Origin of the sequence: Cupriavidus laharis (assembly GCF_914271435.1) — a bacterium.
Classification (GTDB): Bacteria; Pseudomonadota; Gammaproteobacteria; order Burkholderiales; family Burkholderiaceae; genus Cupriavidus; species Cupriavidus laharis.
The window spans coordinates 189,116-202,420 of record NZ_CAJZAI010000002.1 but is presented as its reverse complement, the minus strand read 5'-3'; the positions used below and the strand labels follow the sequence as shown (position 1 = coordinate 202,420).

Genomic DNA, 13,305 nt, shown 5'->3' with positions numbered 1-13,305 from the left:
AGGGAATCGGCACCCCTATTTTCGAGGGGGGCGCGGGGGGCGGATCGCACCTTATGCTCGCGCCGCGCTGTCTCGTCTGCGACCAGGCGCGCGACAACTACAACAGTGACCCAAAGGAGACTCCAGCGTGGCACCGCGTGACAGCATCGACATTCGCCAGACCTCGCACGACACACCGCCCACCCTCCTGCATTGCCTGCTGAAGTGGGAGCGCGAGCGGCCGGATGCGGTCTACCTCACCCAGCCGCTTGCCGACGGCACGGTGGCCGACTACACCTGGCGCGAGGTGGCCGACCAGGCGCGCCGCATGGCCGCGTACCTGCGTGGCAGGAACTACCCGCCCGGTTCGTCCATTGCCATCCTGGGCAAGAACAGCGCGCACTGGATGATTGCGGACCTTGCGATCTGGATGGCGGGCCATGTCAGCGTGCCCGTCTACAGCACGGCGAATGCCGAGACCGTCTCCTACGTCCTTGACCACAGCGAGGCAAAGCTCATGTTCGTCGGCCGGCTGGACGGCGACGAGAAGGGGTGGCTAGCGGTGGCGTCGGGCGTTGCCTCCGGATTTCCGTTGATCAACCTGCCGCTGTCGGCGCGCCGCGAGGGAGAGCAATGGGATGCCATCGTCGCCGCCACGCCGCCGCTGGACAATGTCGCCATGCCCGATCCCGCGGCACTGGCCACCATCATCTATACATCCGGCAGCACCGGCACGCCAAAAGGCGTGATGCACAGCTTCCGCACCATGTGCGAGGTGCCTCGCCTTGCCGCGGTGATCATCAACAACGGACGCGGCGCTTCGCATGATGACCGCATGCTGTCCTACTTGCCGCTGGCCCACTGCGCCGAGCGACAGGGCGTGGAATCGCTGTCGCTCTGCTACGGCTTTCGCGTCTATTTCAGCCATGACCTGACGACGTTTGCCGCGGACCTGCACCGGGCGCGGCCGACCATCTTCCTGTCGGTGCCGCGGCTGTGGATCAAGTTCTACCAGGCTGTGGCGCAGAAGATCTCTCCACGCAAGCAGCGTATGGCATTCCGCTTGCCGCTGGTGTCTGGCCTGCTGAAGAAGAAGCTGCTGGCCGCGCTCGGACTGGACCAGGTGGCCACGGCCTTTACCGGCTCCGCGGCGCTGCCAACTGAAGTCATTACCTGGTACCGCAACCTTGGGCTGGAACTGCTCGACGGCTACGGCATGACGGAGAACTACGCCTACTCGCACTTCAACCGGCCAGGGGGAAGCGCGCGCATCGGCTATGTCGGTCCGTGCCTGCCCGGCGTCGAAGCGCGGCTGTCCGAAGAGGGTGAGATCCTGGTCAAGAGCCCTGGCCTGATGATGGGCTACTACAAGGCATCGGACGATACCGCAGATTGCTTTACGCCGGACGGCTTCCTTCGCACCGGTGACCGGGGCCAGATCGATGACCAGGGATACCTGCGCATCATCGGCCGCGTGAAGGACCAGTTCAAGACCGCGAAAGGCAAGTACGTGGCGCCGGTGCCCATCGAGGCGAAGCTCGGCGAGCATCCGCGTATGGAGTCGGTCTGCGTCACCGGGCCGGGCCGGTCGCAGCCGTTCGTGCTTGCGACGCTTAACGAGGAAACACGGCGCGAGCTTGCGCAAGGTGCCGACCGCGATGCGCTGGCCGGCGAGCTGGAGCAACTGCTCGATGAGGTCAACGCCCGGCTCGAGCCCCACGAGCGCCTCGACAGGATCGTCGTGTTGCGCGATGCGTGGACCATCGAACGTGGCCAGATGACACCCACCATGAAGATCCGACGCGCGGTGATCGAGAATGACTTCCTGTGGAAGTCGCACCAGTGGGACGCTGTGTCCGAGCGGGTGGTCTTCGACCAGTGATGCGGCCGCCCGGCGAGGCCTGCGCTTGCGGGCCATCGCCGGCAGCCTGGCAGCGGCGCAATGGCGTGTGCCGGACTATCCTTGCTCCTTGAGCATCACGGGCAGGGATGGCAGGTGGAAGCCCGAGAATGCGCGGCTGCGATCATGCGCCACAAGCCGCTGCCCGCCCGGCGCATTGATCGCGCCGCCATCCACTCTGAGGCAAGTGCCCGTCACATATGCCGCAGCTGGCGAGAGCAGGTAGACGACCGCCGCGGACACCTCCGATACATCGCCATAGCGTTGCAGCGGAATGCCGCCGATATGGGCGCGAATGGCTGCCGCGCCGGCTTCACTGTAGTTGTCGAATCCGCTCGAAGCAATCATGCCCGGCGCCACGGCATTGACGCGCACGCCGGATGGCGCCCATTCGACGGCTGCGGTCTCCGTGAGATTCAGCATGCCGTTGCGCGCGGCGCCGGAATGCGCAAAGCCGGGAAGGCCGTTGGCGACGGCGGCGATCATGTTGACGATCGCGCCGCCGTTGCGCTCCATCCACCGCGCATAGACCTCTCGCATGAAGATGAAGCCGCCCGTCAGGTTGGTGCGCACCACCGCATCGAAGCCCTTGGTGGAGAAGTCCTTCATGGGGCCGTAGTACTGGCCGCCGGCATTGTTGACGAGTGCATCGATACGTCCGCGTGCCGCCAGCACGGCCTCGATGACCGCGACGACAGCGTCGTCGTCCCGGATGTCGCAGCTGTGCACCGAGGCGCCGTGACCGTCGGCCGCGATCTCGTGCTGCACGGCGCGCAGCTTGCCGGCATTGCGGCCGACCAGCGCCACATGGGCGCCCAGCGCAGCCAGCTCGTGCGCGATGCAGCGGCCGATGCCGCTGCCGCCGCCGGTGACGATGATGGTTTGCCCGGTGAACAGCCCGGGCCGGAATATGGAGCGGTAGGACATAGGCGACGGGTCTGGGGTGATCTGGGTTGAAGTCTGCGCAACCCCGGCATTGCGGTTTCCCCGGGGAATGGCTGGCCGGCAGTCGCGTTCGCGACAGTAGAGCCGGATGCGGGCTTTCACGCCCCCTCGGAACGAGGGGGCAAAGCCCAGGCCGGCAAGACCTACACTCTGCCGGGACGGCGTTCCAGTCCCCGGGTGGCATGTGGCCCGGCAAAGGAAAACACTCCAACCACAACGAGGAGGCAAGACCATGAATCGGATATTGCGCAGGCTTGGACTCATGCTGGCCGGGGCCTGCATCGTCCCGCTGGTTTCGGCAGCGGAACCCGGCGATGCGTCACAGGCCCTGTCCGTGCAGGAGGTGCGCGCCATCGCAAAAGAGGCTTACACCTTCGGCTTTCCGCTGGTGGACAACTACCGCATCCTTTACTCGTACTTCGAGAACCGCGCCGACCCCGAGTACAAGGGCCCGTGGAACACCATCCAGAGCGTCGGCCGCGTGTACACGCCGGAAGACAAGGCCATCCAGACGCCGAACTCCGACACGCCATATTCCTTCCTCGGTGCCGACCTGCGCACGGAGCCGCTCGTCCTGACGATGCCGGCCGTGAAGGACGGCCGCTATATCTCCGCGCAGTTCATCGACCTCTACACCTTCAACTTTGCCTACGCGGGGACCCGCGCCACCGGCAACGACGGTGGCCGCTACATGCTGGTGGGGCCGGCCTGGCATGGTGAAACGCCGCCCGGCATCGACAAGGTCTTCCGTTCCGAGACGGAGCTCGCGTTGGTGCTCTACCGTACCCAGCTCTTCAATCCCGGTGACCTGGACGCCGTGAAGCAGGTGCAGGCAGGCTACAAGGTGCAGACTCTGTCGCAATACCTGGGCAAGCCTGCCCCCGCGGCCGCGCCGCCGATCTCGTTCCGCCGGCCGCTGACGGCGCAGCAGCAGCGCACCTCGCTGGAGTTCTTCGACGAGCTCAATTTCGTGCTGCGCTTCTGCCCGCCGCATCCGTCCGAGCGGGCGCTGCTGGCGCGGCTGGCAAAGCTGGGCATCGAGGCCGGGAAGCCGTTTGACGCCGGCAAGCTGACACCGGAGATGCGCCAGGCGGTCGAGCAGGGTATCGCCGAGGCCTGGCGGGCCGTGGCCGAGGTGCGCAAGCAGTACAACGTGACCGTGAAAGTCGCGGACATCGTCGGCTCGCGCGAGCACCTGAAGAACAACTACACCTACCGGATGACGGCGGCATCGGGCGGCATCTATGGCAACTCCGTGGAGGAGGCCTACTACCACGCCTACTACCTGGACCCGGCCGGGCAGCAGTTCAATACCGGCAAGCACCGCTATGTGCTGCATTTCGCGCCCGGGCAATTGCCGCCCGTCAATGCGTTCTGGTCCCTGACGCCCTATGAAATGCCGTCGCAGTTGCTGGTGGCGAACCCGCTTCACCGCTACCTGATCAACTCGGCGATGGTGCCGGCGCTGCAGCGCGATGCCGATGGCGGCATCACGATCTATGTCCAGCATGACTCGCCGGGTCCCGGCAAGGAATCCAACTGGCTGCCTGCACCGAACGGCCCCTTCAAGCTGGCGATGCGGCTCTACATGCCGAAGGCCGAGGTGCTGAGCGGCGCGTGGAAGCCGCCGGTGCTGCAGGCGCAGTAAGTCAGAATCAGTCCCTCTCTATCGTTACGCCGGTCGCCGGGCAGTGTGCCGTATGGCGGCTGGCGTACGTCCGTAGATCGCCGGCATCTCGGCGGCGCCAGGGGGCTCGGTGTACGGCGCATCGAAGCATGGCGTGATCGGCCTGACCCGCAGCTCGGCTCGGGGACGATGAGGACCTGAAGGGCGCGGCAGTGCTGTTCGCCTCGGCAGCCGGCAAGCACATCACCGGACAGATCCTGGCCGTGGATGGCGGCGTGACTGCCGTCCTGTAATGTTGGCGGGCCGCAGCCTGCGGCGTGCCGGCCCGCACCACCGTCCAGGTCGAAGGCGTTTCAAAGCAGGCTGCGCGCAATGATCAGCTTCTGGATATGGCTGGTGCCTTCGTAGATCTTGCAGACACGGACGTCGCGGCAGAAGCGTTCCACGGGGAAGTCCGAGAGATAGCCGTAGCCGCCGTGGATCTGCAGCGCATCCGAGCAGACCTTTTCGGCGATTTCGCTGGCGAAGAGCTTGGCGACCGAGGCTTCCTTGCTGCACTCTGCGCCGGCGTCGCACAGCCGTGCGGCATGCAGCGCGTATTGGAACGCGATCTCGACCTGTGCGGCCATGTCGGCCAGGTCGAAGCTGACGGCCTGGAGCTGGATGATGGGCTTGCCATAGGCCTCGCGTTCCTTGGCGTACTGCACCGCGGCGTCGAGCGCGCCGCTGGCGGCACCGGCCGCAATGAAGGCAATGCCGATACGGCCGTCGGACAGCCCGCCGAGGATGGCGCCATAGCCGTCGCCTTCCTTGCCTAGCAGGTTCTCCACCGGCACGCGGCAGCCTTCCAGCGCGATCTGCGCCGTGTGCGCGGTGTGCTGGCCGAGCTTGCTCTCGATGCGGGTCACCGCGTAGCCGGGCGCTTTCGGGTCGATGATCAGCAGGCTCGCGCCGCGCTTGCCGGCCGACTTGTCGGTGATGGCGAAGACCACGCCCACGCCGGCCTCGCTGCCATTGGAGATGAACTGCTTGGTGCCGTCGAGGACGTAGTGGTCGCCTTCGCGGCGCGCGGTGGTACGCATGGCGGCGGTGTCCGAGCCGGCATGCGGCTCGGAGATCAGCGATGCGGCGATGCATTCGCCGCGCGCCATGGCCGGCAGGTAGCGCTGCTTCTGTGCCTCGTTGCCGAAGCGTGCGATCAGCGACGCCGTGAAGTTGTGGACATGGACGATGGTGGCCAGACCGGCATCGGCGGTGGCGAATGCGTGCTGCGCCAGGCACAGCTCGGTGACGCCCAGGCCCATGCCGCCGTATGCCTCCGGAACCAGCATGCCAAGGTAGCCCAGTTCGGCGAGCGCCTTCAGTTCATTGCGCGGCCAGGCCGAGTTTCGATCCCGCTCGGCGGCTGTCGGGGCGATGACGTCGGCGGTGATGCGGTGCGCGGCGTCGCGGATCATCACCTGCTGTTCGGTCAGGAAGAGGGTGGAGGTATCGGCCATGTGTGTTCCTTGCACGGGCGGCACGCGGCGTGCCGCCGCCATTTGATTTCGGACCCCAATTAGGCATTGCAGCCGATTTGCGCCGCACCCCCTCAAGATGAGGGGGCGAGCCATTGCGCCAGGTCGGGCGACCATTCGAGCGGGGCCGGCGTGCCGGCACTCATCCCTCAGCTATGGCAAACATGACCGGCCTGCCACGACAGGCCGGCTACATCAGGAGACCCACCGATGCGTCTGGCCGACTATTTCGATGCGGCAGCCTCGCTGCATCCGCGCAATATCGCCTTCGTCGACGGCGAGCAGCGGATCGGCTTTGCCGAAGCGCAGCGCCTGGTGCACGGCACCGCGCATGCGCTGGTGGCCGAAGAAGGCCTGCGGCCGGGTGCTCACATCGCCATCTACGCCCCCAACGACCACCGCGTGAGCCTGCTCCAGATCGCGGCGAACCGCGCCGGCATGGTGTGGGTTTCGGTGCACACGCGCAATACCGTCGAGACCAATACCGCGGTCATGGCCTACGCGGACTGCGACGCGGTGTTCTTCCACAGCGACTACGCCGGCCTGGTACCTGCGATGAAGGCCGGATTGCCGCGCGTGCGCCGCTTCATCTGCATTGATGCGCCGTCCGAATACGGCCCTTGCCTGGCCGACTGGGTCGCGGCGTGGCCGCAGCCGTTTGTGGCGCCGCCGGAGCAGCCGGCAATGCCGGCCTTGCTGCAGCCAACCGGCGGCACCACGGGGCCGTCGAAGGGGGCGTTGCACACCAACCGTTCGCTGGAGATGGCGCTGATCTCGGTGTTCGAGACACTGCGCTTCGACGCGCAATCGCGTGTATTGGCCGTGGCGCCGCTGACGCACGCCGCCTGCATGCTGACGCTTGCCTGCGCCGCGCGCGGCGGCCGGACGGTGGTGCTGAACGGATTCGAATCCGGCGCCGTGCTCGAGACCATCGAGCGCGAAGGCATCACGCACATGTTCCTGCCGCCTACGCTGGTCTATGCGCTGCTGAACGATCCGCGCCTCGATTCGACGGACGTCTCTTCACTGAGATCCGTCGCCGTGGGCGCCGCACCGATTGCACCGGAAAAGCTCAAGGAAGCGGTGCGCCGCCTCGGTCCGGTCATCTACGAGGTGTTCGGTCAGAGCGAGTGCCTGTTCCCGGTCGTCGCCAAGCGCCCGGAGGACTACCTGCTGCCCGACGGCAGCTTCGACGAGGTAGCGCTCGCATCGGCGGGGCGCGCGGTGCCGTTCGCCCGCGTGGAGATCATGGACGAGCACGGGAAGCTGGCCGGCCCCGGCGAGAAGGGGGAGATCGTGGTGCAGTCCACCATGGTCATGCAAGGCTACTACCGCAAGCCAGAGGAAACGGCCGAGGTCTCCGCGGGCGGCTGGCACCACACGACCGACGTCGGCGTCAAGGACGAGCGCGGCTTCATCACCATTGTCGACCGCAAGAAGGACATGATCGTCAGCGGTGGCTTCAACGTCTTCCCGAGCGAAATCGAAGCGGTGATCCTGTCGCATCCGGCCGTGCTCGATTGCGCCGTGATCGGCGTGCCTGACCCGAAATGGGGCGAGGCCGTCAAGGCCGTGGTGCAGCTCAAGCCAGGCTGTGGCGAAGCTCGTGATGCGATGGGCGCGGCGCTGACGCAACTGTGCAAGGACGCGCTCGGCAGCGTGAAGGCACCCAAGTCCGTCGAATTCTGGCCGGACCTGCCGCGCAGCGCGGTCGGGAAGGTACTCAAGCGCGACATCCGCGCGCGCTTCTGGGAAGGCCAGTGGCGGGCCATCTGACATCGGTGAACATCATCAACAGGAAAGGTAGGTACGAAATGGATCTGCAGGACAAGGTTGCCGTCGTCACGGGCGCGGCGTCGGGGCTGGGCCTCGCCACTTGCAAGGCGCTTGCCGCCGCGGGCGCGAAGGTAGTGGGCTTCGACCTGGATGCGGGCCGGCTGGCCGAAGCGATGGGAGCGGACATGACGGGCGTCGCGGTCGACGTGGCGGACGAGGCCAGCGTCAAGGCCGGTATTGATGCGGTGCTGGCCAGGCATGGCGCGCTGCATGTATCGGTCAATTGCGCAGGCGTGCTGGGGCCGTGCAAAACGCTGTCGAAGGGCCAGCTCTTTCCCACCGATCTGTGGAACCGCGTGATCGGCGTGAACCTGACCGGCACCTTCAACATGATCCGCTACGCGGCGCTGGCGATGTCGGCCAATGAAGCGGGCCCCACGGGCGAGCGCGGTGTGATCATCAGCACCGCCTCCGGAGCGGCCAAGGCTGGCCAGATGGGGCAGGCGGCGTACAGTGCGACCAAGGCCGGCGTGATCGGCATGATGCTGCCGGTCGCGCGCGATCTCGCCGAGCATGGCATTCGCGTCATGGCGATTTCGCCGGGCCTGTTCGAGACCGGCATGTCGGCGGGCATGCCGCAGAAGGTGTCCGACGGCCTGATCGACAAGATGCTGTTCCCGCGCCGCATGGGCCAGGCGGACGAATTTGCCGCGCTGGTGCGCCACATCGTCGAGAACCCTTACCTCAACGCCAACAACATCGATATCGACTGCGGCACCCGCTAGCCCCCGGGGACGGCCGCACGAGCAAACCACTGGAAGGAGAGTCTGCATGATCTGCAAGCTGCAACGACATGCCGTGGCGCTGTGCGCCGTGGCCAGCCTCATGGTGCACGGCGCGGCCGCTTCGGCGGCCACGGTGCCCGTCACCGCCGACAACTACATCCGCGCGGAGACCGATACCTACTTTTCCGCGGTGGTGAAGCGTGGCGCCTTCGGCCGCTTCGTCCACCGGCGCGCGATGGCAGAGCTCGACAAGCAGGGCGTCGTACGCCCCAACCGCGACACGCTCTACTCGACCGCCATCTTCGACCTGCAGGCAGGTCCCGTGACCGTGACGCTGCCCGATGCGGGCGGCCGCTACCTGTCGCTGCAGGCGATCGACCAGGATCATTTCACGCGCACGGTCATCTATGCGCCGGGGCCGCATACGTTTACGCGCGAGCAGATGGGAACGCGCTACGTGATGATTGCCGTGCGCATCCTGGCCAACCCGGAAGATGCGGCCGACATGGACGCGGCACGGGCGCTGCAGGACCGGATCCAGGTCAGCACGAAGGGGGCGGGCAGCTTTGACGTGCCGGACTGGGACCCGGCGGGGCGGAACAAGATCCGCGAAGCCCTGCTGGCGATGAACACCACGCTGTCGGACACGCACCGGATGTTCGGCACCCGCGAGCAGGTGGACCCGGTGCGGCACATGATCGGCACCGCCATGGGCTGGGGCGGCATTCCGGAGAGGGATACGTTCTACCTGCCTATCACCCCGGCCCGCAACGACGGCAAGACTGTCTACCGCATGACGGTGGGGAAGGTGCCTGTGGACGGCTTCTGGTCCATCAGCGTCTACAACGCCAGGGGCTACTTCGAGCCGAACAGCCTGCATGCCTATTCGCTGAACAACCTGACGGCGAAACGCAATGCAGACGGCACGGTGACCGTCCAGTTCGGCGACTGCAACGGGCAGATACCCAATTGCCTGCCGACCATGGCGGGCTGGAACTACCTGGTGCGGCTCTACCGCGCGCGGCCCGATGTGCTGAGCGGAGCGTGGTCCTTCCCGCAGGCTCAGGCGGTGAACTGAACCGCGAGTATCTGCCGGACTGCAGCGCCGGACTTCAGGAAATCAGGGCCTGCTCCCGCGCCCACACCATGGCGTGGTAGCGGCTCGATACGCCCAGCTTGGCGAAGATGTTGCGCAGGTTCCATTTCACGGTTTCGACCGTGATGTTGAGGGTCAGCGCGATCCGCTTGTTCGACATCGCCTGCGCGACCAGCGCCAGGATTTCCAGTTCCCGCTGGGTCAGGGCGACATTCGCCTTCGGGCCGCCGCGGCGCCGGGCGGCGGATGCCTCCTCGCTCTCCGGCATGCGGCCGAGCAGGTCGCGCGCATAGCGCAGCAGCGGTTCGTCGGCCTTGCGCGTGCCGATGAAGCGTGTCAGCAGCGCGGCAACCGGCGCGCCTTCGTCGATGAAGGTGCGTATCAGACCGCGTCGTTCGCCGTCGCCGAGCGCTCGTACAAAGGTCTCCAGCGCCTCGTCGGCGCGCCCCAGTTGATCGAGCATCGTGGCGGCCAGCAGGTCGGCTAGCGCCAGCTGCCGCCCCCGGTTGCAGGCCATGCCGTGGGCGCGCGTGACTTCCAGCGCGTCCAGCGCCTGCTCCGGCGCGGTGGCACGCAGCAGGTACCCGCGCGCCAGTGCCGCCAGGGCCGGAATATTGGCCAGGTAGCCCTGGCTTGTGCCGAAGGTCCGGGCCATCTCGTCGAGCGAGGCTGACAGTTCCGCGGCCCGGTCAGCCTGGCCGCGCCGCAGATGGAGCTTGACCTGCTCGACCAGCATATGCGCCACGGCGCGATGCTGCCCCAGGCTGCGCAGGTGCGCCGTCTGCTGTTCCATGAACGTCAGCGCCGTGTCGGGACCTTCCTGCAGCAGGTCGAGCCGCGCGCGGGTAAGCGAGGCGCGAACCATGACGTCCGGCGCGGAGGCATGAAGCAGGCCGAGCCGGTTCGCGAGCGTTTCACGCGCATCGTCGATGCGGTCGAGTTCATAGTACGCATCGGCCAGCAGCGAAGCGCAGAGATTGGCGCTGATCGAATGCGGCCCGTTTGCCTTGATCGCGCGGGCCAGTACCGGCGTGCCGAATTTGCCTGCCTCGCGCACATCGCCCGCGAGCAGCTGGCACTGGATTCGGGTGGCCTCGGCCACCAGCGCCATGTCGTTGTTGCGGTCCGAGGCCTGGATCGGGTGGTTGTCTAGCAGGCGGCGGGCGTCGGCATAGCGACCGGCCGCGGCGTAGCCGGAAGCCAGTTCGGCCTGCAGCACATAGCGCTGGAACGGATTTTCGAGAGAATCGCCCAAGCGCGGCTCCAGCAGTTCGATGATCCGGCCGGTGTCGTCCTCCTGGTGGGCAATGGCCGCTTCGATCAGCGCGGGCATGGCGGCAATGGCGGGCTCGGCGTGCGCACCGCTTGCGTGAAGGTGCGTGAGCAACCGGCGCGCACGTGCCGGCTGCGCGGTCAGGGCCACCGTCAGGCAGGCCAGGTAGAACAGCCGCTGGTGCTTCACGAGCGCCTCTTCGGGCAAGCGCTCCAGCAGATGCAGGACCGGGCTCAGGTAGGCCAGGTTCCATGTGGCCGGCGCGGCCTGCTCGATCACCTGCGCAGCGAACTCCACGTCACCGCCCAGTGCGGCGTGGCGCACGGCTTCGGCCAGCAGCCCGTTGTCGGCGAACCAGCGGCTGCCGCGCCGGTGCAGCTCGGCCACGGCGGCCTTGCCACGCTTGCGCAGCCGTGTCGCGAGGTATTCGCCGAACAGCGGATGGAAGCGGTACCAGGGCGTGCGGTCGTCGGACTCGATGCGCACGATCAGCAGGTTCTCGCTTTCCATGCGGCGCAGCAGTTCGGCCGCCTGCGCGTCGCCGGTCACGGCCTCGGCCAGCTCGGCATTGAACCGCCGGAAGACCGACAGCGCCTCGGAAAACTGCGCCAGTTCCGGCGGCAGCTGGGCCATGACTTCTTCGCTGAGGTAGGCCTGCAGGTCGACCGACTGCCAGACCAGGTCGCGCAGCCGCTCGCGCGACTCGGGCCGGTTCTTCAGCATGATGGTGATGAGCTGCAGGCACGACGGCCAGCCACCGGCCAGCTCGTCGATCAGGTGCAATTCGTCCGCATTGAGCTTGTCTCGGCCGAGGTTGCTGTCGAGAAAGGCTCGCGTCTCGGCCAGGCTGAAGGGCAGTTCGGCGGCGTCGATCTCGACGATCTGGTTCATCACGCGCAGCCGGCTCAGCCCCAGCGGCGGCGCCACGCGCGAGGCGATGACCACGTGCAGGTTGTCGGGGCAGTGGTCCAGCAGCTTCTGCAGGAACTTGTGCGCCCACGGGTTCTCGACGTGGTGGTAGTCGTCAAGGATCACGTAGGTTTCCTCGGCCTGTTCGGCCGTGCGGTCGACGATCGACGCCACGGCGGCGTCGGTCATCCGGGCATTGCTGCCTTCCGGGGCGATATCGATATCCACGGCGATGCCGACCCGCTCGATGGCGGCCAGGAAGGCCTGGCAGAACTCGGCAAATCCCTTCTCGTCCGGCGTCAGCGACAACCACGCCACGTTGGCCCCGGCCGATTGCAGCTTCTGCCGCCACTGCGCCAGCAGGGTCGTCTTCCCATAGCCTGCGCTGCCCGTGACCAGCGTCAGCCTGCTCTGCTGTGCCTGCTCCAGCAATGCCAGCAGCCGCGTGCGCGGCACGTACTTCGCGCCGATGCGGGGCGGTGTGAAACGGGTGGAGGCCAGCAGATGGGTGAAATTTGTCGTCAAGGCAGCACCTGTGAAAACCGTGTGGTCGCCCGCGGTGGCGAGGCCCGGGCGGAGCCCGTCCGTGCATATGTCACAAGCCACGGGTCCTGTCAATCAGGGGGGCGCCCTCGCGATGAGGGGTGATTGGCAGCGGCGTGGCGACTAACTTTACACGACGCAATGCATCACGAACATCCGTCGAAATCAGGAGGAAACAGATGAGCTATACCCATGCAGTGGCCGGCGCAGTCGGCTGGCTGACGATGGATCGGCCGGCAGCGATGAACAGCCTGAACAGTGAAATGGTTGCCGGCATCGCCGCAAAGCTCGGCGAATGGCGCGACGACCCCGCCATCCGCGTGGTGGTGATTACCGGCAGCGGCCGCGCATTCTGCGCCGGCGCCGACCTGAAGGAATCGCAGGCTGACCAGCAGGTGCCCGGCGAGAAGGACTTCCTGGACCGCATCGTCGACTTCTTCGACACGGTGCGTGCGTTCCCCAAGCCGCTGATCGCCGCCGTGAACGGCCTGGCGCTGGCCGGCGGGCTGGAAGTGGTGATGGCATGCGACCTTGTGCTGGCCGCCGAATCGGCCCGCCTCGGCGATGCCCACTCGAACTTCGGCGTGTTCCCGGGCGCGGGTGGCGCCGCCATCCTGCCGCGCAAGGTGCCGGTCAACGTGGCCCGCTACCTGCTGTTCACGGGCGACGCACTGAGCGCGGCGGAAATGAAGCAGTACGGGCTCGTCAACGAAGTGCTGCCGGACGCCGAACTGCGCGACCGCGCGCAGGCGCTGGCCGAGAAGCTGGCCAAGAAAAGCCCGCTGGTACTGGCGCGCATGAAACGCGTGGCCAACGAGGCCGCCGACAAGACCGCTGCCGACGCGCTGCGCCATGAGCTGTTCGAGCTGCGCAACCACCAGCGCTCGTACGACGTGAAGGAAGGCCTGGCCGCCTTCGTCGAAAAGCGCGAGCCGCAGTTCAAGGGCTACTGATC

The 13,305-nt window shown here is 66.7% G+C and carries 9 protein-coding genes and 1 pseudogene; 7 read left to right on the top strand and 3 right to left on the bottom strand.

All coding sequences use genetic code 11. From position 1 onward, the window contains the following. Positions 1-127 precede the first annotated feature (127 nt). Positions 128-1,861, top strand: coding sequence for an AMP-binding protein (locus LDO29_RS04755; RefSeq protein ID WP_224078643.1), 1,734 nt, complete (start codon positions 128-130; stop codon positions 1,859-1,861). Between the two features lie 75 nt (positions 1,862-1,936). On the opposite strand, the gene LDO29_RS04750 is transcribed toward LDO29_RS04755, so the two are convergent. After that, a complete protein-coding gene (locus LDO29_RS04750) occupies positions 1,937-2,806 on the bottom strand; it encodes an SDR family oxidoreductase (protein ID WP_224078642.1) in 870 nt (289 codons plus the stop codon). A 250-nt stretch (positions 2,807-3,056) separates the two neighbouring features. On the opposite strand from LDO29_RS04750, the gene LDO29_RS04745 reads away from it, so the two are divergent. Then, positions 3,057-4,472, top strand: a complete 1,416-nt coding sequence (locus tag LDO29_RS04745; protein ID WP_224078641.1) for a DUF1254 domain-containing protein — start codon at positions 3,057-3,059, stop codon at positions 4,470-4,472. 146 nt (positions 4,473-4,618) lie between these two features. After that, positions 4,619-4,744 (top strand): annotated as a pseudogene (locus tag LDO29_RS04740) (SDR family oxidoreductase); the annotation flags it as partial. Between the two features lie 60 nt (positions 4,745-4,804). Here LDO29_RS04740 and LDO29_RS04735 read toward each other — a convergent pair. Then, complete coding sequence (locus LDO29_RS04735) at positions 4,805-5,950, bottom strand: acyl-CoA dehydrogenase family protein (protein WP_290369517.1); 1,146 nt, start codon at positions 5,948-5,950, stop codon at positions 4,805-4,807. Positions 5,951-6,178: 228 nt separating this feature from the next. On the opposite strand from LDO29_RS04735, the gene LDO29_RS04730 reads away from it, so the two are divergent. Genes LDO29_RS04730 through LDO29_RS04720 form a run of 3 tightly spaced genes read left to right on the top strand, consistent with a single transcriptional unit; the run spans position 6,179 to position 9,607 of the window. Next, a complete protein-coding gene (locus LDO29_RS04730) occupies positions 6,179-7,744 on the top strand; it encodes a class I adenylate-forming enzyme family protein (protein ID WP_224078640.1) in 1,566 nt (521 codons plus the stop codon). Positions 7,745-7,782: 38 nt separating this feature from the next. Beyond that, positions 7,783-8,529 carry an SDR family NAD(P)-dependent oxidoreductase gene (locus LDO29_RS04725; protein WP_224078639.1) on the top strand — a complete coding sequence of 249 codons (747 nt, stop codon included), beginning with the start codon at positions 7,783-7,785 and terminating at the stop codon, positions 8,527-8,529. Between the two features lie 46 nt (positions 8,530-8,575). Then, a complete protein-coding gene (locus LDO29_RS04720; protein WP_224078638.1) occupies positions 8,576-9,607 on the top strand; it encodes a DUF1254 domain-containing protein in 1,032 nt (343 codons plus the stop codon). Between the two features lie 34 nt (positions 9,608-9,641). Here the strand turns inward: LDO29_RS04720 and LDO29_RS04715 are convergent, their stop codons facing one another. Further along, positions 9,642-12,332, bottom strand: coding sequence for a LuxR C-terminal-related transcriptional regulator (locus tag LDO29_RS04715; protein WP_224078637.1), 2,691 nt, complete (start codon positions 12,330-12,332; stop codon positions 9,642-9,644). A 197-nt stretch (positions 12,333-12,529) separates the two neighbouring features. On the opposite strand from LDO29_RS04715, the gene LDO29_RS04710 reads away from it, so the two are divergent. Continuing rightward, complete coding sequence (locus tag LDO29_RS04710) at positions 12,530-13,303, top strand: enoyl-CoA hydratase/isomerase family protein (protein ID WP_224078636.1); 774 nt, start codon at positions 12,530-12,532, stop codon at positions 13,301-13,303. The last annotated feature ends 2 nt before the right edge of the window (positions 13,304-13,305 follow it).